General features: G+C 65.2%; 18 protein-coding genes. 10 read left to right on the plus strand and 8 right to left on the minus strand.

The window, feature by feature from the left end; all coding sequences use genetic code 11:
* Positions 1-159 precede the first annotated feature (159 nt).
* Both ACXJKD_RS04075 and ACXJKD_RS04080 read left to right on the plus strand, forming a co-directional pair.
* Entirely contained in the window at positions 160-744 is a 585-nt protein-coding gene (locus ACXJKD_RS04075; protein ID WP_457253126.1) for a hypothetical protein, read from the plus strand.
* Positions 745-824: 80 nt separating this feature from the next.
* Complete coding sequence (locus ACXJKD_RS04080) at positions 825-1,715, plus strand: S1C family serine protease (RefSeq protein ID WP_457253127.1); 891 nt, start codon at positions 825-827, stop codon at positions 1,713-1,715.
* A gap of 22 nt (positions 1,716-1,737) precedes the next feature.
* On the opposite strand, the gene ACXJKD_RS04085 is transcribed toward ACXJKD_RS04080, so the two are convergent.
* The 3 genes from ACXJKD_RS04085 to ACXJKD_RS04095 form a co-directional block, all read right to left on the minus strand.
* The gene (locus ACXJKD_RS04085) at positions 1,738-3,882 is read right to left on the minus strand and encodes an MMPL family transporter (protein ID WP_457253128.1); all 2,145 of its coding nucleotides are present in this window, start codon (positions 3,880-3,882) and stop codon (positions 1,738-1,740) included.
* A 155-nt stretch (positions 3,883-4,037) separates the two neighbouring features.
* Positions 4,038-4,919: a hypothetical protein gene (locus tag ACXJKD_RS04090; protein ID WP_457253130.1), complete on the minus strand. Its 882-nt coding sequence runs from the start codon at positions 4,917-4,919 to the stop codon at positions 4,038-4,040.
* Complete coding sequence (locus tag ACXJKD_RS04095) at positions 4,916-5,518, minus strand: hypothetical protein (RefSeq protein WP_457253131.1); 603 nt, start codon at positions 5,516-5,518, stop codon at positions 4,916-4,918. The genes ACXJKD_RS04090 and ACXJKD_RS04095 overlap by 4 nt, the downstream gene beginning before the upstream one ends.
* Before the next feature lie 91 nt (positions 5,519-5,609).
* Between ACXJKD_RS04095 and ACXJKD_RS04100 the strand changes: the two genes are divergently transcribed.
* Positions 5,610-6,350 carry a DUF5995 family protein gene (locus ACXJKD_RS04100; protein WP_457253132.1) on the plus strand — a complete coding sequence of 247 codons (741 nt, stop codon included), beginning with the start codon at positions 5,610-5,612 and terminating at the stop codon, positions 6,348-6,350.
* A 220-nt stretch (positions 6,351-6,570) separates the two neighbouring features.
* On the opposite strand, the gene ACXJKD_RS04105 is transcribed toward ACXJKD_RS04100, so the two are convergent.
* Positions 6,571-7,218 carry an Ltp family lipoprotein gene (locus ACXJKD_RS04105; protein WP_457253133.1) on the minus strand — a complete coding sequence of 216 codons (648 nt, stop codon included), beginning with the start codon at positions 7,216-7,218 and terminating at the stop codon, positions 6,571-6,573.
* 343 nt (positions 7,219-7,561) lie between these two features.
* On the opposite strand from ACXJKD_RS04105, the gene ACXJKD_RS04110 reads away from it, so the two are divergent.
* From ACXJKD_RS04110 to ACXJKD_RS04135, 6 genes are all read left to right on the plus strand, one after another.
* On the plus strand, positions 7,562-9,868 hold the full coding sequence (locus ACXJKD_RS04110) for an FG-GAP-like repeat-containing protein (RefSeq protein WP_457253134.1): 2,307 nt from the start codon (positions 7,562-7,564) through the stop codon (positions 9,866-9,868).
* A 91-nt stretch (positions 9,869-9,959) separates the two neighbouring features.
* A complete protein-coding gene (locus tag ACXJKD_RS04115; protein WP_457253135.1) occupies positions 9,960-10,997 on the plus strand; it encodes an adenylosuccinate synthetase in 1,038 nt (345 codons plus the stop codon).
* A gap of 233 nt (positions 10,998-11,230) precedes the next feature.
* Positions 11,231-13,144, plus strand: coding sequence for a ribonuclease H-like domain-containing protein (locus ACXJKD_RS04120; RefSeq protein WP_457253136.1), 1,914 nt, complete (start codon positions 11,231-11,233; stop codon positions 13,142-13,144).
* Positions 13,145-13,233: 89 nt separating this feature from the next.
* Complete coding sequence (locus tag ACXJKD_RS04125; RefSeq protein WP_457253137.1) at positions 13,234-14,238, plus strand: hypothetical protein; 1,005 nt, start codon at positions 13,234-13,236, stop codon at positions 14,236-14,238.
* Positions 14,239-14,460: 222 nt separating this feature from the next.
* Positions 14,461-14,853, plus strand: coding sequence for a very short patch repair endonuclease (locus tag ACXJKD_RS04130; RefSeq protein WP_457253138.1), 393 nt, complete (start codon positions 14,461-14,463; stop codon positions 14,851-14,853).
* 117 nt (positions 14,854-14,970) lie between these two features.
* The gene (locus ACXJKD_RS04135) at positions 14,971-16,140 is read left to right on the plus strand and encodes an MvaI/BcnI family restriction endonuclease (RefSeq protein WP_457253139.1); all 1,170 of its coding nucleotides are present in this window, start codon (positions 14,971-14,973) and stop codon (positions 16,138-16,140) included.
* Here the strand turns inward: ACXJKD_RS04135 and ACXJKD_RS04140 are convergent.
* From ACXJKD_RS04140 to ACXJKD_RS04155, 4 genes are all read right to left on the minus strand, one after another.
* Complete coding sequence (locus ACXJKD_RS04140; RefSeq protein WP_457253140.1) at positions 16,137-17,375, minus strand: DNA cytosine methyltransferase; 1,239 nt, start codon at positions 17,373-17,375, stop codon at positions 16,137-16,139. The genes ACXJKD_RS04135 and ACXJKD_RS04140 overlap by 4 nt on opposite strands.
* A gap of 138 nt (positions 17,376-17,513) precedes the next feature.
* The gene (locus ACXJKD_RS04145; RefSeq protein WP_457253141.1) at positions 17,514-20,447 is read right to left on the minus strand and encodes a vitamin B12-dependent ribonucleotide reductase; all 2,934 of its coding nucleotides are present in this window, start codon (positions 20,445-20,447) and stop codon (positions 17,514-17,516) included.
* A 117-nt stretch (positions 20,448-20,564) separates the two neighbouring features.
* Entirely contained in the window at positions 20,565-21,071 is a 507-nt protein-coding gene (nrdR, locus tag ACXJKD_RS04150; protein ID WP_457253142.1) for a transcriptional regulator NrdR, read from the minus strand.
* 388 nt (positions 21,072-21,459) lie between these two features.
* Entirely contained in the window at positions 21,460-22,185 is a 726-nt protein-coding gene (locus tag ACXJKD_RS04155) for a ZIP family metal transporter (protein WP_457253143.1), read from the minus strand.
* Between the two features lie 188 nt (positions 22,186-22,373).
* On the opposite strand from ACXJKD_RS04155, the gene ACXJKD_RS04160 reads away from it, so the two are divergent.
* Positions 22,374-23,135: an SDR family NAD(P)-dependent oxidoreductase gene (locus ACXJKD_RS04160; protein WP_457253144.1), complete on the plus strand. Its 762-nt coding sequence runs from the start codon at positions 22,374-22,376 to the stop codon at positions 23,133-23,135.
* Positions 23,136-23,173 lie beyond the last annotated feature (38 nt).

The raw sequence follows: 23,173 nt of genomic DNA on the forward strand, positions 1-23,173 counted from the left end.
CTGGCCACGTGGCTCAGCCACGCGGCATACCTCGGCTCGCGCCACGGCGGACCACCGCAGGAGAGACCCAGGGTCCTTTCGCGGTAGCCACCAGTCGGACCTTCGGCTGATTGCGACCAAATCGCCACATTGCCCTCTACACGCGTTGCATCATGAGGCGTGGAGTCTTCGCCCCTTGAGCCCTTCTACGAGGCACGACCGGAGCCGCCCTCGCAGGGGCCGAACCGCCGTTGGTTTCCAATCTGGCCGAGCGTCGCGGTCCTTGCCGTTCTCGGCTGTGCAGGCCTGAGCGGCGGTGTGGTGTACGCGAACAACTCAGCCGATCAGTGGCAGGCACGAGCGTCTCAGAACGAGGAGGCGAGAGCCAGGACCCAGGGCGAGTTAGACCTCAGCCGAGCCGAAGCCGACAGGCTCCAGACAAATCTAACGAAGACCCAGGGCTCGCTGTCCGCGGTAACCAAGGACTACAACGACGCCACCGCCCGGATCCGGGCTCTCGCAAATGAGAAGGCTCAAGTCGGCGACACTCTGGCCCAGGTTCAACAGATCACCGCCTTGTCTCAACAAGTCTCCTCGAAGCTGGATACCTGTATCAACAACCTTCGAACCCTTCAAGGCTACGTCGTAAACCTCGACTCCTACGACATCGACGACGTCATTGCCTATGCGACTGAAGTCAACCGCTCGTGCGACGAGGCGCAAAACTTGAATGCCACCTTGTCCGACGTCATTGATCAACTGTGATGCGACGCCGCCTCATCGCCATAGCTGCAGCCTCGTTGGCTCTCGCAGGATGCGGACTGACCGCCCCACCCACAAAACCCGTGACCGTCACGGTTGCGCCCGACGGTGCGGCCCCTTCGACTCAGCCGACAACAAACGGGGCGTCCGCCGTTGAGTCATCCGGCTTTAGCGACTGGGAGCGCGCTGCCCTGCGTGTCAGGAACATCGAGTGCCTAGGTGTCTCCAGTGGGAGCGGCTTCGCCATAGCGCCCCGCTTCTTCGTGACGAACCGCCACGTCGTTCAGGACTCGTTGGCTATCCAAGTCAGTGGCTATGACGGGCGGGACCTCGAAGTCAAGGCGGTCGGGGCGACGCTCATCGCCGATCTCGCTGTCGTCGAGACAGCGCAAGACCTGCCCCACACTTTGACTCTTAGCAGCCAGGATCCCCCCGTGGGTGAACACATCACGGTCGTCGGGTACCCGGAAGGCGGTGAACTCAAGAGCACTGAAGGTCATGTCCTCTCGTACGTTGCCGATCCCTTGCTGACATCCAACGAGCTCATGATGGAGAACGACGCACCAATTCGGCCCGGAAGCTCAGGTTCAGCAGTGATCAACGACCAGGGCGAAGTCGTGGGTATTGCTTATGCAGGTTCTGCAACGAGACGGTATGCCGTTCCGGTCTCACTCCTGAACGGGATCCTTGATAATCCAAACCGCGCAAGCTACAACCCCGCCTGCGGCGAGACCCTGCCCGATGACGACGAGTACACCCAGTGCAGCGCCACCGTGAGTGCCGGGTCGAATACGAGTTGCCCCTTCGCGCTGGCGGTCGAGAGTGCGTGGATAGCCAACGGCCGGCAGGACGGCGTCGTGGTTGCGCGCAGTCCCGTCACAAAGAAGACGTACGAGATGCGCTGTCAGGCGGGTACTCACCTTGCTTCGTGCTACGGCGGAGACCGTGCCTCGGTCGTCATCGCGCTGCGCTGAGGGACGTTAGGGAATCGGCCCCTTAGTGGGCGGGTTCGAGCTCCACGCCCGGCGCCTCTTCGGAGACCGGCTCCGCGGTGTCGAGCTCGGCGTCGTGCTTGGCGAGCGCGCTCGGCCACCACATCCGTCCGCGCACGTCGAGGTTGAGCGCGGTCACGAGCACCGAGCGGACGACCAGGGTGTCGAGGAGGACACCGAGGGCCACTGCGATCCCGATCTCGGCGAACGTGACCACTGGCAGCGTCCCCAGCACCGAGAAGGTGCCCGCCAGGACCAGCCCGGCCGAGGTGATCACGCCACCGGTGGCGGCCAGACCCACGAGCGCACCGCGCCGGGTGCCGATCTCCTTGGCCTCCTCGTGGACTCGCGTCATGAGGAAGATGTTGTAGTCGATCCCCAACGCCACCAGGAACACGAAGACGAAGAGTGGCAACGACGAGTCGGCTCCGGCGAAGCCCAGCACGTGCCTGAAGATCAGTGCCGACAGACCCATGGCCGCGCCGTAGGAGAGCACGACGGTGGCGACGAGGATGAGCGGTGCGGTGAGTGCGCGCAGCAACAGGATCAGGATGAGCAGCACGACGCCGAGGATGAGCGGGATGATCCGCACGTTGTCGTCGGCGGACGCCCGCAACGTGTCGGCCCGCGTGGCGGTGTCGCCACCGGCGATCGCGTTGGCGCCGGGGACGGCAGCGATGTCGGCACGGATCCGGTCGACCGTCGCGGTCGCCGCGTCGGAGTCGGGGGCGTCGGTGAGGGTGGCCATGATCAGCGACCGCCCACCCTTGGTCACCGGGTCGGCGACCGTGGACACACCCTTGACCGTCTCGAGCTTGGTCTTCACCGAGGCAGCCTGGTCGGCGTTGGCGAGCACCATGACCGGCGAGCCGGTGCCGGCCGGGAAGTGCCGGGCCACGACCTGCTCCCCCACGATCGAGTCGGGGGTGCCGTAGTAGACGTCCTTGTTCTCGAGGCCGGTGGCGTTGAGCTGGAGGATGCCCAGCGAGGCGATGGCCAGCAGCAGCGACGTGACGACCCAGGTGCGGCGCGGAGCCTTGGCGATCCGACGTCCGATCCCGGCCCAGAAGCCGTCGCGGGTGTGGTCGACCGAGCCGTAGCTCGGACGGACCGGCCAGAAAATCCACCGCCCGCAGACGACCAGGAGCGCGGGCAGCAGGGTCAGCATCACGAGCAGCCCGACGGCGACGCCGATGGCGGCGACCGGGCCGAGACCCTTGGTCGAGTTCATCGTCGCGAAGAGCAGGCACAGCATGCCGGCGATGACCGTGGCACCCGAGGCGAGGATCGCCGGGCCGGCGCGGTGGAGCGCGAACGCCATCGCCTCGTGCCGGTCCTCGTGGCGCCGCAGCTCCTCGCGATATCTGGCGACGAGCAGCAGGGCATAGTCGGTCCCCGCGCCGAAGACGATGACGGTGAGGATGCCCGAGCTCTGGGCGTTGACCGTGAGGGTGTCGTCCTTGGCCAGGAAGTAGATGACGGCCTGGGCGACGAAGAGCGCGGTACCGGCCGAGATCACCGGGATCAGCCACAGCACCGGGCTGCGGTAGGTCAGCAGCAGGATGATGATGACGACGGCCATCGCGGAGTAGAGGAGCTTGCCGTCGATGCCCGAGAAGGCCTCGGACGAGTCGGCGGCGTAGCCCACCGGACCGGTGACGTGCATCGAGAGGCCGTCCGGACGCTGGTCGGCCACGGCGCGGAGGTCCTTGACCGTGGCGCCCAGGGTGTCCCAGCCGCCCTCCCCCGCGTCGACGGGCACGATGACCTGCAACGCCTTGCCGTCCTGCGACGGGATCGGGCCGACCGTCTCGCTCTTGACCGGGTCGAGGGCGTTGAACTTGGCGACCTGCGCGGTGACGGCCTGCTGGTCCTGTGGCGTGACGCCGGCCGGGCGCTCGTAGACGATGACCGCCGGGAACTCGTTCTTGCTCTGGAACGCCTCGATCTGCTTGACCACCTGGGTGGACTGCGCATCGGCGGGGAGCCAGGCGACGGCCTCGTTGTTGAGGACGCCCTGCAGCTTGCCGGCGGGGCTGAACGCCGCGGCGAGGATCGCCAGCCAGAACAGGAGGACGAACCACTTGGTGACCTTGCTCGACGGGAACCAGGCGAAGCGCCCCACGTCTGCCATCCGGGTCTGTGCCATCGTCTGTCCCTCACCTCGAGTTGGTCGCACCTCCTGCTCGGCGCCGCTGTCCTCCACCGTAGGCTGCGGTTGCGTTGACGGACAACGATTTTCGCGCGAGTTGGGCGTGGGTTCAGGGGCCGTTCAGGGGTGACCCTGAGGAGGGTTCGGGCAAATCAGGGCGTATGCCGCGGAGTCGCGGCAGTGGGTATGCCGCGGGGCGGGGAGAGCGCGGAGGCGGCCGACCCGGCGAACGCCACGACGAACCCCACCCCCATCACCCAGGTCAGCGGACGGTCCGTGAAGAACTCGTGTCGCGCGCGCACGACGGCCACCAGGATGAGGGCGAACATCACGAGCTGCACCCGGCGCATCACCCGGACGGTCTCCCACCGTGGGTCCCTCAGCACCCCGAGGCCGGCCGTGCCGAGGCAGAACGTCGCACCCACGACTCGACTGGTCAGCGGGGTGAGCGGCCACGGCCAGAGCGGGATCGCGCGGGCTGGTGCGACGAAGAGGAGCACGCCGGTGACGAGGGCGAGCGCGCCCGTCCCAGCCACGACTGTCCGGGCCACGCGGCCGAGGCGAGGTGCGTCCGGAGCCGGTGGCGCGGCATACCGCTGGTTGGCGAGCCAGGCCGCGACGACGAGGAAGGGCGCGGTGAAGTAGAGGCCGGCCCACAGCCAGAAGGCGACCTTGTCGTGGGAGAACTTGTCCCAGTGGATGATCGTCGCGATGCCCAAGAGGCTGGCGAACAGCGCCACCGACACGAAGCCGGCGCGCACCTCGGCCCACCGCCGCTCCACCAGGAGGACGCGGAGGAAGAAGTAGCAACCGCCGAGGTAGGCGGAGGCCAGCAGCATCGAGGTCATGTGGGACTGGATCTGCCAGGACCACAGGCGCGCGGTCTCGCCCGGGAAGCCGTAGAGGATGACGAAGGCCACGAGCAGGAAGGGGGCGATGAAGGCGGAGAGCGCCCGGGTCGTGGTCAGCACCCGGTCGTCGCACTGGCCTGCGCGATCGTGACTCGCGGGCGGTCGCGCGCCTGGCTGGCTCATGTCGGCACCCGGGTGACCGAGTCGAGCAACGCCGCGTAGGAGGCGACGAGGGCGCGGCGCTCGGCGGCGAGGCGTGGGTCGGCGAGGTCGCAGCCGCCCTCGACCCAGGCATCAGAGAGGTCCATCGCCTCGGCGCGCCAGCGGGCGGCCTCGTGCATCGACTCGGGCGGCGCGGAGTAGACGTAGGAGTAGAGGTCGACGAGGGCTCGCTCGAGCTCCTCCCTGGTGGCTGCGTCGTCGCGTTGGCGGGCCCGGTGGGCGCGCCACCACTCGACCTCGAGCTCCGAGGCGCGCACCGGGTCGAAGTCGAGGTCGGACTGCGTGAGGACGAGCTCGTAGAACCGACGCATCGAGGCGCGCGCGGCGTCAGGATCGTTGGTGGGCACCGGTGCCCACGCCTTGTTGGCCTTCAGCACGTGCCACGCGCCGATGAGGGTGCGCCGTGGCCCGAGCCCGAAGCCCTGGTCGATCATCCCGACGAACGACCGCAGCGCAGGCCACCACTCGCGCCGGTAGTAGCTGGCCCACGCGAGGGTCTCGTGGTGCCCGAGCGCGACGGGGTCGAAGTCGCGCGGACTGTGCCGGCTCAGGCTGGTCACGGCGCACCTGACTCTCCGCAATCGGGCCGCTGACAACGTCGGCCGTCAGTCGGATACTAGTCGCGCAGGCCCAGCCCGTCAGGGGGTGCAGATGCCCACGCGCGACATCGCCATGGTCGTTGCTGCCATGGAAGCCCGGCTCGACCGGATGCCTCCCGAGCGCACCGCGCAGCGAGTCTTCCTCGACACCTATCGGCGCACGACCATCGCCGTGGGCAAGGCGATCGCGGACGCGCAGTTCGAGGATCCGGAGTGGGTGGAGCAGTGGGACGTGGCGTTCGCCGAGCTCTACCTGGAAGCCCTCGAGCTCGACCTCGTCGGCAGTCACGAGGTGCCGCGTCCCTGGCGGCTCGCCTTCGACGCGCCGGAGTCGCTGCCGGCGTTGCGCCATGTCTTGCTCGGCATCAACGCGCACATCAACTACGACCTCCCCCAGGCGCTGCTCGCGGTGATCAGCGACGCGGAGTTCGGGGATCCGGTGGTCATGGGGCGCAGGCAGCGCGACCACGAACGCATCGACGGCGTGCTGTCGGGCCGAGTCGCCGCCGAGGACGACGAGCTGGGCGGCGCACGCTCGCTGCTCGATCGGGTGCTCCAACCGCTGAACCGCTTGAGCAGCAAGCGATTCCTGCGCGAAGCCCGCCAGAAGGTGTGGCACAACACCGTCGAGCTCCAGCACGCGCGCGTCGCCGGACCCGAGGCGTATGCCGCGCGGCTGGCTGAGCTCGAAGTGCTCAGCGCCGCCCGCATCGCCGACCTGCTGGCGCCGGGTCAGGTGCTGCTGCGACTTGCCGTGGCCGGCTTCGGCGTCACCCTCCCGCCCCCGGCCTGAGGGCGCTCCTCCCACTTGTGGCCACCTGTACCTCACCGATCCCCCGATCCGGGCCACTCGTGAGGCACCAGTGGCAGCAAGTCGGGAGCGGCCCGGGAGGGGTTCCTGGTTCAGATGACGCGAGCGGGCCCGTCCCTCCATTCCGGGAGGTACGGACCCGCTTGTGCACACCTGCGAGCTACGACCTGGTCATCGGGCGAGCTCGTCCAGCAGCGTTACGTCAGAGGACCGCGTCAGCAGCCTGGGTCGCCTGCGCCTTGGTGAACTGGTCACCAGCCGACGAGGACAGCTGCCGGATCAGCGCCGAGCGAGACATCGGCATGATCTCCATGTAGTTCTTCGCAGACTCGACCGCCTCGGCGTTCCAGTCGACCTTGACGTGGTTGGCGGCGTAGGTCGCGTCAGCTTTTGAGTATCCGTCGCCCGCGGGGGACGACAGCTGGCGGATCAGACCGGCCTTCGACATGGCCATCAGGGACACGTAGTTCTCGGCCGAGCGCAGCGCGTTCTTCTGACCGGACGTCAGCTTCGGCGCCGCGGGCTTGGGGGCCGCGGGCTTGGGGGCCGCGGACTTCGCTGCGGGGGCAGCAGCCTCGGAGCTGGCCGAGGTGGTGGGGCTGGACGCGGACACCGGCTCCGTCGCATCGCCGCCGCCGCCGAGGGCGCTGGCGAAGATGGCCACGGCGACGATCCCGGCCGGGATCAGCACGCGCTTCTTGACGTACCAAGCGCGCTTGGGCTTCGGCGCGACAGCCGTGGGGACCGGAGCATCGGTGGATCCCGGAGCGAAGTGCTCCGTCCACTGCTGACCGTCCCAGTAGCGCTGCTGACCGTCGTTCTGCGGGTACCAGCCCGCGGGCGTGCTCATCTCGTCTTTCCTCCATGACTTAGGGCGGCCGACTGTTGCGGAAGCGGCCATACGTATGCCCGAAATGCGGGCCTTGGACAGGATTACGGAACTCAGTCCGAAAGGCGTCTTCCGTGGCTTAGTAAGCGCTTTCAGCCGATTCGCGGGTCGTCCGAACGGACGATGACTCGTCTGTTTGCGCCTCACTGCCTCCACTCGCGGCGAGTCGTCGCGACACGCCGAAGGCGGATCGTCCGAACGGACCTGTTTCCGTGATCAATGCGGCACCAGATCGTTGCAGATGCCACTCTTCACTGTCGTCACACCAGCCCCCCGCCTCCCACGATCCCCCCGGACGTAACTCGTGCGCCTTCTCCCCGCCTCCCTCGCTGCCCTGGTCATCACCCCCGTCTTCGTGGCCCTCCCCACGGTGTCATTCGCCTCCACGGACACGGCCCATCCCGTTGCCCCGCGCGTTCAGTCGACCGCGATCCACGGCGTGGACGCCGTCGCCAAGGGCCAGCTCTGGAACCACCGCGTCCTCCACCCCGGCCGCGCCATCAGCACGCTCACCCCCGTCCAGGAGCGGTCGCGGTTCACCGTCGCGGGAGTCTCGTGGTCCCGCACGACCGGGCTCACCAACGACGACGTCATCGTGCAGCTCCGCGTGCGTGAGGACACCGGCTGGAGCGCCTGGGAGACGCCCGGCGTGACCGACGAGGGCCCCCAGAGCGGGACCGGTGAGTCCGTCACTGCCCGCCTCGGCACGAACCCCCTCGTCACCGACGGGGCCACGGCGATCCAGGTGCGCGTCGACACCCCGAAGGGCCAGCCACTGCCCGACGTGCAGGTCACGACGATCAACCCGGGCACGTCGTCCGCCGACGACGACCTGACTGTGAAGACGCCCGCCGCCTCCGCCTCAGCCGCCGCGGCGATGCCCACGATCATCACGCGCAAGCAGTGGGGCGCCGACGAGTCGCTGCGTGGGTCGACGACCTATAACACGACCGTCAAGGCGATCACGATCCACCACACCGCCAGCTCGAACGACTACACCGAAGCCACGGCCGCCGCCCAGATCCGCGGCATCTACGCCTACGACACCAAGGGCCTGGGCTGGTCCGACATCGCCTACAACTTCCTCGTCGACAAGTTCGGCCGGATCTACGAGGGCCGGGCCGGCTCGATCACTTCAGCTGTGCGCGGCGCCCACGCGATGGGCTTCAACACCAACACGATGGGCGTCGCCGCGCTCGGCAACTACCAGACCGCCAAGCCCCCGGCCGTCATGGTCGACTCACTCGCCAAGGTCGCCGGCTGGAAGCTCTCGCAGTACGGCGTCGACCCGTCCGCCACAACAAAGCTGACCTCCGCGGGCGGCACCGGCACCAAGTACGCAGCCGGCGTCGTCGCCACCCTCCAGACCCTCAACGCGCACCAGAACACGTCCTACACGCTGTGCCCCGGCCAGTACCTCTACCCGCTCATGGCGACCATCCGCAGCAAGGCCACTGCGTACGCGAAGACCTCTGTGCCGCCGCCCCCGACTCCGGTCGCCACCGCGAAGCTGTTCGCCACCTACGGCACGCTCACCCTGGCCACCGGCTCCAAGGGCTGGGCCGTGCGTGACCTCCAGCTCGAGCTCAACAGGCGTGGGTATGCCGCGGGCACTGCAGACGGCGCGTACGGCACCGGCACGGTTAGCGCCGTGCAGCGCTTCCAGAAGGCCGCCGTGCTGTCGGTGACCGGCAAGGTCGCAGCCAACGACTGGCGCGCGCTGTCCGGACTCACCTACACGAAAACCGCCGCTCCCCCACCGCCGCCGACGCCCGTGCCCACCGTGCCCACGCCCACGCCCACGACGAACGTGCCGAGCGTGCCGGCGAAGCCGATCGTCGGGTTCAACGCCGACGGGCGCGGCGACGTCATCGGTCGCACGTCGGCCGGCGACCTCTACTTCTACCCCGCCAAGGTCGGCGGCATCGGCACTCCCACCCGGATCGGCACCGGCTGGAACATCTACAGCCAGGTCGTCTCCCCCGGCGACCTGTCCGGCGACCGGCTCGCCGACATCGTTGCGGTCACGCCGGAGGGCTGGGCCTACCTCTACAAGGGCAATGGCAAGGGCGGCGTGATGGGCGCCCGCATCCTGTTGTCCCAGACGTGGAAGGCCTACACCGACCTGCTCACGCCGGGAGACTGGACCGGCGACCACAAGCCAGACCTGTTGGCGCGCAAGGCCAATGGCGAGCTGTGGATGATTGTCGGTGACGGCAAGAGCGGCTTCACCGGCACCTGGACCCGCATCGGCACCAACTGGCAGTCGCTGGCTCAGGTGATCACGCCGGGCGACGTCACTGGCGACGGCCAGGCCGACCTTCTCGGACGCACCCCCACCGGCAAGCTGTACCTCTACCGCGGCACCGGCATCGGCACGGCCACCGCGACCGGTTACCTGCCCGGCGTCTTCGTCTCGACCGGCTGGCAGGCCTACAACACGGTGCTCTCAACCGCTGACCTCACCGGAGACGGCAAGGCCGACCTCATCGGCCGCACGCCCGGCAACGTCGACTACGTGTATGCCGGCACCGGCAGGGGCACCTTCGCGGCGCCCAAGAAGTTCACCGCCCCCTGGGGCGCCACCACAAGGATCACCGGAGTCCGCTAGTCAGCCGGCGACCATGCCGAACGCGGACCTGCCTCAAGGAAGTCGTCGGGCCTAGGCCCTAGGCTGTGGCGTAGCGGAAGGGAGAACCGGCGTGCCAGTTTCAGTCGTAGTAGGTGCCCAATACGGTAGCGAGGGCAAGGGCAAGGTTGTTGGCCACCTGGCCAAGCGATATTCAAGTGCCATCGTCGTGCGAGTGGGCGGCCCAAATAGCGGGCACACGGTGCTAGACGACGCCGGCAATCGGCATATTTTACGACAACTACCGGTCACTGCCGCACTGGATCCGTCAAGCAGCTTGGTTATTCCACCGGGCGCATACCTCAATCTGGACGTTCTACGGAGCGAGATCGACGCATACGGGGTTGGGCCGAACCGACTCACAATCGATCCACGTGCATTCATCGTGACTGCGCGTCACGTCACTCGAGAGGTCGGGTCGAGGATGGGGGATTCCATCGGCTCCACTCAGTCCGGCACCGGTGCAGCGGTGGCTGAACGGGTTCTTCGAACCGGAGACTCGACGCTAGCCAAAAGCGTTTCCTATCTGAGGCCGTTCCTCGCCGATACGAACGAATTTCTTGCATCGGCCATCGACATGGATCGGCGGATCATTGTCGAAGGAACACAAGGATTCGGGCTCTCCCTCCTTCACGGCGCTTCATACCCATTTGCCACAAGCCGGGACACTAGCGCCGCCGGCGCCCTGTCCGAGGCAGGAATCAGCCCGCTCGCCGTGGATGACATCGTATTGGTGTGCAGAGCCAATGCCATCCGGGTAAGTGGACACTCTGGCCCTCTCGCTGGAGAGACAACGTGGCCAACGATAGCTTCACAGAGCGGTCGCCCTGATCTGTGCGAATACACAACCGTCACTGGAAGAGTCCGCAGGATAGGCAATTTCAACCTAGACGAAGTCCGTCGCGCGCTGGCGGTCAACAGGCCCACGACCCTAGTTCTAAACCACGCCGACTATATTGCGGACGCATCAACCCACGACGGAAGGCGCGCAATAAGTGACTCGATTGCTGCTCTGGAGAATCAGTTGGGCCGAAAATTTGACCTGGTAGGGATGGACCCGCGCGGCCTACATGAGCGTAGACGACTCGACGAGCACTTCGATGCAGCCTAGGCGACGAAGCGCCATTCGGACTTCACCTACATCAGGAAGGCAAGTTGTTCGCTGATCGCGTCCTCCAGGCCATTTCCGGGATTGGACATGTGCGGGCGGGACAACTGAGGGCCGCGGGCCGCTGGCGGTGGACAGACGTTGCGAGGGACTCAGAGCCGACTCTTTTTGGTACATCAGAGCCAGGCTCTCCTGAAGATCTCATTGAGCTATTGAAGGCTCGCGATGCGTTGGGTTTGAGCAAGCACCTTCCCCTTCCGCAATGGTACTTGCTCGCTCTCGAGTTTCCGGAGCAAGTCGTCTTCCTGGACATCGAAACGACCGGTTTGAGCCGCCGCTACCACAATCTGACCATTATCGGTTGGGGGGTCGACGGCGAATGGAAGTACGAAGCACTAGGCCGAGACATCCGCCCCAGTGAAACGTTTCTTGACGTACTTTCGACTCACCCAATAGTCGTCACATTTAACGGTTCGTTGTTTGATCTTCCATTCCTGCGCTCCACTGTGAGTCTTCCGGACCTTGTCTCGGTTGATTTGAGGTTTCTCGCTCGACGCACGGGCTTCGGGGGCTCGCTAAAGGACGTTGAGACGCGTCTTGGCATAAGGCGTCCCAAGGCACTTCGCGAGATTCGGGGTGAATCCGCCCCTGGCCTGTGGCAATCTGCTTGTAGAGGAGACACCGCGGCAATGCGGCGGCTACTCACATACAACTACTATGATGTGCGGGGACTGGCCCTGCTACTGGGTAAGACCTCTCGAATTGCTCTGGCACAGGATGAACTTCTTTCTTCCACACCCTCCGAATTGATCCTGGGGGCCGCACAGGCGGTGGCTGCGATCGTTCCACAGCTCGATCGATCCTTAATTTCTCAGAAGAATCTTCGGTCGGTCGTGAGCAATTTTAAATCAGATGCGATGCCAGTTATAGTCCGCGCCGATAGAGCTTACGATCCTGGGCCGGTAATGGGCATCGACCTCACAGGAAGCGAACGCCGTGCATCGGGCATCGCCATCATCCGTGACGGTCAGGTAGATACYTGCCTTGCCTCGACCGACGAGGAGATCTTGGGAATCGTGCACGGCTCCGGAACCAAGCTTGTATCCATTGATGCACCGCTGTCACTGCCCTTCGGCCGTATCGTCGTGACTGACGACGATCCCGGTCGGGACGAATTCGGCATCATGAGGTGGGCAGAACGAGAACTCAAGCGTCGAGGTGTCAACGTGTACCCCGCTCTCCTTCCGAGCATGCAGCAACTCACTCGACGAGGGATCAATTTGGCTTCTCAGATCCGCCAACTGGGTATTCCCTGCATTGAAAGTTTCCCAGGTGCGGCTCAAGACATTCTCGCGATGCCGCGCAAACAGGTGGGTCTCAAGTATCTGCACGAGTCGCTCGAGAGTATCGGGTGGCACCTTACCACCAAGGATCCGAACCACGACGAACTAGATGCAGTCACCAGCGCACTGGTTGGACTATTCTTCCTGGACGGTAGATACGAGGCGCTCGGAACCGTGCGCGAAGAACCGATGATCATCCCAGACTTAAACCGCGCAACAGACACTTACCATTCTGGCGTGATCATCTCGGGCAAGATTGCTGCCGGAAAGACGTCGCTCGGCCGCGCCATTGCGGAAGCTGGATTTACGTACGGCGTCTACAGTGAAGTCGTCGCGGATGAATGTCGGAATCGAGGGCTGGGCACGGGCAGGAACGTTATGCAACAAATTGGCTTAGAGATGCACCGCGAGCTGGGACAAAGAGAGTTGGGCCGCCGCCTACTGGAGAAGTCGCCCGTAGCGGCGCCCGTGGCTATTGACGGGGCCAGATGGCTCGAGGATATCGCCTACATGCGCGAGCAAACAGCGGGCAATCTCATCCACGTTCACATGAACACGGATCGCGAAGAGCGCAGGAAGAGATTTGCCGTGCGCGGAGGAACAGACGAGGAATTCGAGAGAGCGGATAGCCATCAAGTTGAAGGCGAGATTGAGCAGTTGGAAGCCCTAGCCGACTATCGCCTGAACAACTCAGGTGATTATGACAGGCTCTCAAAGGAGGTTGAGCATATCTTGCGTCTCTTCGAGTCCATGATGGATCGGCGGTCGATCTTCATTACCATCTCTCCAGACAAATTGCGAGGCTAAACGTGACACGTCCGAGACTGAAGAGTGCTCCGTCAGATCCGTACACATCTGCCCCTCTGCCGCCTACCGAGGCCGAGCTCATTGCCGACATGAATAGCGCCCGCATTTCGGCTGCCCTTACGAATGCACGTCTGGTTAATGACGCGTTCGACACGCCAGAAGCGGCGCGGAAAGCATTTAACCGCTTTCGCACGATCGACCCCTTTCCGGAAGTCGAGGCGGCACTTCTCAACGTGGCCGACGTCGCCGACTACCTCGCGACCACGGGAATGGTCTACCCCGCAAGGGCAAGCGATCTAAAATCAGCCTCCCTGCGAATCCGCATCGCCGGCGATTTTCGGTATGTAGATGCCGCCGGGCGCAGCGTGGAAGGGACTCTCCTGCCGAGAACCCATCCGGAATTTGCTCTGAGGAATGCCACGGAGAGGTTCGTCCTTGAGGGAAACACAATCGCTTTCCTGACCCTCGAGCCCATCTTCCAAATTCCTGACTACATGGCTATGAGATTCAACCTCGTAATCGACCATGTGTACAAGGGACTACTACTCGGCACTGGACCCCTGGTGGACCCAGGGTATGTAGGGAAACTCCACATACCGCTGCACAATCTTACCCAAAAGTCATACGAATTTCGGGCTGGTGCTCCCCTCATCTGGGCAGAGTTCACCAAGTTGTCACGCAATCGGGTCTTTCAGGTGCCCTCGTCTCCGAGCAACCCCAATAGGCAAGGAGAGTTCACCCCCTTCGTACACTATGGCTCGGCGGACAGTTCAATATCGAGCTTCTTGCGAGACGCGGTTGGTTCGGATAAACCCCCACAGAGCAGCATTCCTGCTGCCATCGCCACCGCCGTTCAGGCTCAGGAAGAGTCTGCCAAAACAGCAAGAAGCTTCCGAACCATTTCAATCGGCGCGGTCCTCGGGGCGCTCCTCGCATTCGGCGGAATCCTCTTGCCTGTCATACAAATGGTACAAACGGCGAACAATGACCTTCGGCAATCCGAAGTTCGCAACGTAAGACTTGAGCAACGGATCTCGCGCCTCGAATCACGAATCAGCACGACTGGGCCGACTAGCCCTCCTTCTTCCCCGTAGGATTGGGCCGCGTTGGGCTCGTCTTGTCGGCGTCCCTCGTAACATTGGGCTCGATCGATCGCGGCTGACCACGTTGGACAGCCGCCGGTGCCACGGAGCTGGGCCGTCCTTGAGTCGGGTCGGGCACGCGACGAGCAACGGGCCTGCAGGCGTCGACCTGATCGAACTGGGACGTTGGGAGCCAAATTGGAGCCAGCCCGGCTCAGCCCGGAGGAAGCGTGGTTGTCGGCGAAGATGTCCACCTTTCCACGAGGTGAAACGAAGCCGGAAATGGCTCTTCGCCGCGGACTGCACGCACTCGGGTGGAGATACCGCGTCCATCTTGCCGTGCCAGGGGCCGCGCGGCGCAAGATCGACATCGCCTTCACACGACACAAGATCGCCGTGTTCGTGGATGGCTGCTTCTGGCACAGCTGCCCCGTTCATGGGCGAATTCCGGAGCGCAATCGCGAGTGGTGGACCTGGAAGCTTCGGGGCAACGAAGCGCGGGACCGCAACACCGATCAGATTCTGGCCGAACACGGCTGGAGGGTTGTGCGTTGTTGGGAGCATGAGCCGCTGCAGGACATGGTCAGCAAGGTGACGACCGCTCTCGAGGCGCGCCGAATGGGCTGATTTGTTCCGATCGCCTGAAATCGGTCCGACGTGCCTCTAGCCTGACTCGCACCGAAAAGCCGAGCCAAGGATGGACCACAAGTGCTGAGTCAGTCGGACTTCCCGATCGAGTACGCCATGAGCGAGTTCGCCGCCTTCGGCGTTGAAGCTGGATATCTGGTGCCAACCGAGACCGGACTCTCCAAGGGAATTTTGGACGCGCACGCGCCCCTGCGAGACTTCCTCAGGATTCATGGGGTCCACGACTATGGCAAGCAGGCTCAAGAGCCCGGGCACAAGCTGATCATCCCGGCCGAGTATCTAACTGCCACTGGCGTCGTGCCCACGAAAGTGTCGCTCTATCGTCCACAATCGAAGCAGGGCGACCCGCGGATCTGGCTATATGGACTTGGCGACTTCGCACGGCCCGGCAATTTGCTGGCCTTGCTTGCCTGGTGCGGGAAGCTGAGCATCGCAAATCTGAGCGATCCCAGCATCATGAACAGCCTGCAGTCGCACGGGTCTCCGCTTCGGCAAGTGGTCACAGGAATCAACCGAGACGACCTGTCGACGGCGTCCGAACTGCTCGAAAAGGTCCGTCTCATAGCGGACCGCGGCTACATCCGTTCGATGCGCAACGGCCCCACCGGCATCGGCTTCACCTTGGAATCCCTCTTAGGGATTGGGGCAAACTCGCGTCAGGCGCCGGACTACAAGGGCATCGAGCTCAAAGCCCAGCGACGTGTACCCTCGAGAGACCGCTCGGGTACACGTGTGACTCTCTTCTCAAAGACCCCAGACTGGGCTTCAAGCCGGTGCGGCAATGGTCGAGCGATTCTCGAGCGTCACGGCTACCCCGGCCGGATCGGACCGGAGCTGTACGTGACCGTCACGAACAGGCCGAATCCCCAGGGCCTGCATCTCAAGGTGACAGAGGCTGGAGCTGTTGAGTGTCGTGCCAGCTCAGGAATCAACCCGGGTCCGGTGGTCCAATGGCCTCTAGAGACACTCGAGGCGAAGCTTCGCGAAAAGCACCAGTCCACCTTCTGGGTGGTCGCCGACACAGTTGCACAAGGCGGCGTTGAGTACTTCCACTACCGGCAGGTGGTCCACTCGCAAGGTCCGTTGACAGCGAACTTCGGTCCTCTCATCGATGACGGGACTGTAACCATGGACTTCACCTTGTCCCTCCGAGCAAGYGGCGCGACCCGAGATCATGGCTACCTCTTCAAGATCTGGCCAGAGTCGCGCCACTTGCTCATCCCACAGTCCCAGACCCACGTCTTGGAACCGCGCAGAACCTTCTAGTCGCCCAGCAGGCTGTTCAGGTGCTGCCCGACTCGCTCAGCTAGGGCTACCGGAACCGCATTGCCTATCTGCGTGTATTTGGGCACCTCGCGCGTCCAGTCGCCTGTCGATGGGTCGCCAGCGCGGCGCCGTCCACCCGTCGTACGCTTGCCGGCAAACTGATACCAGTCGGGGAACATCTGGATCCGTGCCCATTCGCGCACGGTGGGCACGCGAGGCCTGGAGAAGTGGACGTAGTCATCAGCAAGCGATGTCGCCGTTATGTTCGCGCCACCCGGCCCCCAACGCTCGGGAATGACCCTTTGTGCGAACTTCTTCGTCTGCATCTCCACAGGGATCTGCCCGTCGTTGTCAAGCATGTACTGGAACTTGGCGACGATGCGGTCGGCGTGGTTTCCGTACTCCTGCTCCGTCAGCGGGTCGCCCTTCGAAAGCAACTTGCCATCAGTGGTGGTGCGAAGGAGCTCCTGCACCTCGTTCTTGGGATCGACGAGGTAGCGGGACGTGCTCCCTCCCCGAATCCAGTGTGGGTCGTCCAAGTCACCCAAGAGATCGATCGGGTCCGGAGCCCCCTGGTCGTCGGGCTGGGGCAAGTAGCCGTCCGCGACCAGTCCGGTCCGCTTGGCGGGCGCAATGTCCGAACGGAACCCAATCATCAGAACCCGCGGTCGGTTCTGCGGGACCCCGTAGTCCTTGGCTGACACGAGCGCCCAACCAATTTCGTAATGGAGGATCTTACGTCCGCGCTTGATGGTGATGTCCTTGAAGGTCTGGCGAACCTCTTCCCAGATCTCACCCTTCTCGCCCGTCGGGATCCATCGGGCGTTCAGGAGCCCGCGAACGTTCTCGAAGAGAAACGCCTTCGGCTGCACAGCCTGGACGAACTTGGCCATGTCCCGGTACAGGTGGTTGGACGGAATCTCTTCCTTCGCTAGGACGAAGCTTCGGCGGTGGCCGATCCCGCTGTATCCCTGACAGGGGGGACCACCCGCCACCAAGTCGATGTCTCCATGCTCCCGACGGAGCCGCTGTGCCAGCGCCTCGAGTTCGCCCGGGGTTTTGGTGACTTCGAGGATGTCGTTCGCGTGGTTCTGCTTCGCCTTGAGGTCACCGAGCGGACGGTTGAGCAGGTACGTGTCCATCGCGTCCTGATGCAGCTCGTTCACAAACACCGTCTCGAAGCCTGCTCGCTCGAGACCCAGTCCAAGACCGCCGCACCCTGCGAAGAGGTCCACCAAAGTTCTGGCCATTCGGCACCTTCCAAGTTTCAGCTGGCTCAGCCAGCTACCCGATTGCGTTGGTGCGGCTCACGAATCGCGAGCCGCACCAACCTGTTTGGGTCGTTTCTACCAATCGGGTCTGACAGTGCGAGGTCAGCTGCAGCCGCTGGTGCTTCCGCAGCCTTCGCAGACGTAGCAGGAGCCGGCGGGGCGCATCTTGGTGCCGCAGGTCAGGCACATCGGGGCGTCGGCGGAGATGCCCTGGAACTTCTCCAGGAGCTCGGCGCTCGAGTGGACCTCGACCGAGACCTCACGGGCGGAGGCTGCACCGGCACCGGACTTCACCGAGTCGGCGTCGAGTGCCTTGCCCTCGACCGTGGCGGTCGAGGTCGCGGCGGCGGCCGGCTTGGTGACGGGAGCGGACTGGCTGAAGTTCTCCAGCTCGTCCTCGAGCTCTTCGTCCGACTCGTCGGCCTCGGTGTCCTGGTACGAACCGGTCTCCAGCTGGCGAGCGCGCTCGGCAGCGGTGTGGATGCCCATGAACGACCTGGTGTCGAAGTCCATGTGGTCCAGCGCCAGGCGACGGAACACGTAGTCCATGATCGACTGCGCCATCCGCACGTCGGGGTCATCCGTCAGACCAGCAGGCTCGAACCGCAGGTTGGTGAACTTCTCGACGAAGGTCTCCAGCGGCACGCCGTACTGCAGGCCGATCGAGACGGCGATCGAGAAGGCGTCCATCACGCCGGCCAGGGTCGAGCCCTGCTTGCCGAACTTGAGGAAGATCTCGCCCAGGTCGCCCGACTCGTAGGTGCCGGCCGTGAGGTAACCCTCGGCGCCACCGACCGCAAACGACGTGGTCTGCGAGGTCCGGCGCTTCGGCAGGCGCTTGCGCACCGGGCGGTACTCGATGACCTTCTCGACCTTGGCCTCGGCGGCCGCGGTGAGCTTGTCTGCCGCAGCGTCCTTGGCGGTCGAGCCACCATCGGACAGCGGCTGGCCGACCTTGCAGTTGTCGCGGTAGACCGCGATCGCCTTGAGGCCCARCTTCCAGCCCTGCATGTGGACGTCCTCGATCTCCTCGACCGTGGCGTTCTCAGGCAGGTTGACCGTCTTCGAGATCGCACCGGACAGGAACGGCTGAACAGCCGCCATCATCCGCACGTGGCCCATGGCCTCGATCGACCGGGCGCCCATGGCGGTGTCGAAGATCTCGTAGTGCTCGGTCTTGAGGCCGGGAGCGTCGATGACGTGACCCTTGTCGGCGATGAACTCGACGATCGCCTCGATGGTCTCGCCGGTGTAGCCCAGCTTCTTGAGCGCACGCGGGATGGTGAGGTTGACGATCTGCATCGACCCGCCACCGACCAGCTTCTTGAACTTCACCAGCGAGAAGTCGGGCTCGATGCCGGTGGTGTCGCAGTCCATCATGAAGCCGATGGTGCCGGTCGGCGCGAGGACGGAGGCCTGCGCGTTGCGGTAGCCGTTCTTCTCGCCGACCTTGACCACGTCGTCCCAGGCCTTGGTGGCCGCACGGTGGATCGCGGTGTCCATCGTGTCGAGCGGACGGATCGCGTCGTTGGCGCTCTGGTGCTTGCGCATCACCCGCTTGTGGGCGTCCGCGTTCCGGGCGTAGCCGGCATACGGGCCGACGACGCCGGCGATCTCGGCGGAGCGCTTGTAGGCAGCACCGGTGAGCAGCGAGGTGATGGCGGCAGCCAGCGAGCGGCCACCCTCGGAGTCGTAGCCGTGACCGGTCGCCATGAGCAGCGCGCCGAGGTTGGCGTAGCCGATGCCCAGCTGGCGGTAGTCACGGGTGGTCTCGCCGATCGCCTCGGTCGGGAAGTCGGCGAAGCAGATCGAGATGTCCATCGCGGTGATGACGAGCTCGGCGACCTTCTGGAAGGTCTTGGCGTCGAAGGTGTCGTCGTCCTTGAGGAACTTCAGCAGGTTGAGCGACGCCAGGTTGCACGAGGAGTTGTCGAGCGACATGTACTCGGAGCACGGGTTGGACGCGGTGATCCGGCCGGTCTCCGGGTTGGTGTGCCAGTCGTTGATGACGTCGTCGTACTGGATGCCCGGGTCGGCGCACTCCCACGCGGCCTGCGCCATCTTGGTGAAGAGCTCGCGGGCGTCGATGGTCTCGATGACCTCGCCGGTGTCGCGAGCACGGAGCCCGAACTCGGTGCCGTCCTCGACCGCCTTCATGAACTCGTCGCTGACGCGGACCGAGTTGTTGGCGTTCTGGTACTGGACGCTGACGATGTCCTTGCCGCCGAGGTCCATGTCGAAGCCGGCATCACGCAGCGCGCGGATCTTGTCCTCCTCGCGCGCCTTGGTCTCGACGAACTCCACGATGTCGGGGTGGTCGACGTCGAGGACGACCATCTTGGCCGCCCGACGGGTCGCGCCACCGGACTTGATCGTCCCTGCGGACGCGTCGGCGCCACGCATGAACGACACCGGGCCGGAGGCCGTGCCACCGGAGGACAGCAGCTCCTTGGAGGAGCGGATGCGGGAGAGGTTGAGGCCGGCGCCGGAGCCGCCCTTGAAGATGAAGCCCTCTTCCTTGTACCAGTTGAGGATCGAGTCCATCGAGTCGTCGACGGCCAGGATGAAGCAGGCGCTGACCTGCTGGGGGCTCTGCGTGCCGACGTTGAACCACACGGGCGAGTTGAAGCTGAACACCTGGTGCAGCAGGGCGTAGGTCAGCTCGTGCTCGAAGATCTCGGCGTCCTCCGCGTTGGCGAAGTAGCCGTGGTCCTTGCCCGCCTTGACGTAGGTCAGCACGACGCGGTCGATGAGCTGCTTGAGCCCGGTCTCACGCTTGTCGGTGCCGAGCGCGCCGCGGAAGTACTTGGTGGTCACGATCGTGGAGGCGTTGACGCTCCAGAAGTCGGGGAACTCGACCCCGCGCTGCTCGAAGATCGTCTCGCCGGTCTTCCAGTTCTGCTGGACGACGTCGCGCTTCTCCCACGTCACCTCGTCGTACGGGTGCACACCAGGGGTGGTGTAGATCCGCTCAACCTTGACACCCTTGCCGGATGTCTTGCGGGCACCTGCACGTGCCCCTGCGGTTTCAGTCATTTCTGGTGGCCTCCCTAGCCCCTGGTGTTTCTACTTGGTAATTGTCTCGTGCGGCACTGACAGTGCCGCGGTCGTTCGGGTGGCCCGGCGGAGCGGGCGGTGGGTATGCCGCGGGGCTCAGCCCGGCGGCATACCGGCATGTCGATCAGGCCGAGGCTCAGGCTCGGTGCCGGTGGCTTCGCGCTCGGCGCGGAGCAAGGTGATCGCACCCTCGAAGTCCTCGAGGCTGTCGAACGCCTGGTAGACGCTCGCGAAGCGCAGGTAGGCCACCTCGTCGAGCTCGCGGAGGGGCCCGAGGATGGCGAGCCCGACCTCGTGGGCGTCGACCTCGGCCTGTCCCTGCTGGCGGATGCACTCCTCGACCCGCTGGGCCAGGAGGGCGAGGTCGTCCTCGGTGACCGGGCGGCCCTGGCAGGCCTTGCGGACCCCGACGAGGACCTTGCTGCGGCTGAACGGCTCGCTCGCGCCGGAGCGCTTCGTGACCGTCAGGCTCGCCGTCTCGATGGTGGTGAAGCGGCGCCCGCACTCGGGGCACTGGCGACGCCGGCGGATCGAGCTGCCGTCGTCGGTGGTGCGCGAGTCCATCACGCGGGAGTCGGTGTGCCGGCAGAACGGACAGTGCATGACGGCTCTCCTCCCTCGGGGGCTTTGGTGGTGCTGTCCCGACCCTTCTGGGGACGAGACTGTGGACTGCTCTGTGGACTGGCTGGGGACAACGTGTGGGTAACCCGCCTCGCCCTGTGCACTACATGTGGACGAACTACAGCGGTGTAACCACTAGATGTAGGGATAGTCTGCCTCGCTGTGGCCTAGGACGCAAGCGGTTCACCGAAACTGTTGCCGCAGTCTGCATCGCCGCAGGTCAGAGGCCTGTGAGGGCGTGGCGCGACACGCCGCAGTGACCTGCAAACTGATGCTCCTGTGACTGGTGTGACGTCAGAGGCGCCCAGATGTAGGGTTTGTCCACCGTTGGCTCCCCCACATGTGGTGTGCGGTCGACGGCTCGGTGCGCTCAGGCCATCGAGAGCAGGAAGGCGGCGCTGAAGCCGACCACGGTGAGCAGCCCGACGAGGCGTCCGGCGTGCTCGACCGCCTCGGGGACCATCGTGTCCGCGAGCATCGTGAGGATCGCCCCGGCCGCGAACGCCTGGATCGTCGCGACCACGGTCGGGTCGGCCCCGTCGAGCAGCACCCGGCCGAGCGCGGCAGCAACGGTCGCGGCTGCGGCGACCGCCAGCCACATGCCCATGATGAAGCGAGCGCTGTGCCCGGCCGACCTCATCCCGGCCGACGACGACAGGCCCTCGGGGATGTTGGACAGGAACACCGCGGCCACGACCGCGACTCCCACCCCTCCCCCGCCGATCGTGCTGACCCCGATCGCCGCCGACTCCGGTATGCCGTCGAGCAGGGCGCCGAGCGCGAGTGCAGACCCAGCCGCACCGGCGGCCGGACCGTTGGGGCTCTTGCGACGATGGCCGCCGCGGCTGTCGATGAACCAGTCGCCGAGGAAGAACACGACGGACCCGGCGAGCAGCCCGAGGACGGTCGAGACTCCCCCGGCCTTGTCGTAGGCCTCGCCGGCGAGCTCGAAGGTCAGGGCGCTGACCAGCACCCCGGACCCGATCGCCATCACCCACCCGATCACCCGCTTCGACGTCGGCAGCCAGAGGCCTGCCGCCGCCCCGATGAGCAGCGCAGCGCCACCGACGAAACCCCAGAACCCTGCTTCGAGCACCCTTGTCTCCTCTTCTGGAACATCGTCCGGAACTTCGTCCGGAACATCGTCCGGAACATCGTCCGGGACATCGTCCGGGACCCGCTGACCTGCGCCGATGCGACACCGGGCCCTTGGACCCTACTCGCGCCGCGGACGAGGGCAGACGGTGGAGGGACCCCTCACGGAAACCTCACGAAAGGATCGCCATGAACACCTATGGACTCGGTGGGAAGGTCGCCGTCATCACTGGCGGCGCCTCCGGCATCGGCCGGTCGTGCGCCCACACCCTCGCCCGCTCGGGAGCAGACATCTCGATCTGGGACCTCGACCAGGGCGCACTCGACGTCGTCGTCAAGGAGCTCGACGCCTTCGAGTGCCGCGTGCACAGCGCCGTCGTCGACGTCAGCGACTCCGCGGCGGTCGACGCGGCCATGGACGACGTCGTCACCGCCCTCGGGCACGTCGACATCGCGGTCTGCAACGCCGGCATCGGTGGCGAGGCGAACACGAGCGGGGACTACACCGACCAGGGCTGGCACAAGGTCATCGGCATCAACCTCAACGGCGTGTTCTTCACCCAGCGGGCGGCGATCCGGGCCATGAAGGCCGGCGGTCGGGGCGGGTCGGTCGTCAACATGGCCTCGATCCTCGGGGCGGTCGGCTTCGCCACGGCGAGCGCCTACACGGCGGCCAAGCACGGCGTCGTGGGGATGACCCAGGCCGCGGCGTGGGAGCACGCCGCTGACGGCATCCGCATCAACGCCGTCGGGCCCGGGTTCATCCGCACCCCTCTGCTCGACGAGCACCTCGACCAGCCGGCCCTCGACTTCCTCGCCACGCAGCACGCACTCCAGCGGCTCGGCGAGCCGGAGGAGGTAGCCGAGCTGGTGGCCTGGCTGGCCAGCGACGGCGCGTCGTTCGCGACCGGCACCTACTACCCGATCGACGGCGGCTACCTGGCCCGCTGACCGAGTACCGGGGTGAGCGCGAACCGACTCATCCGGGG

The organism is Pedococcus sp. P5_B7 (genome assembly GCF_054049895.1).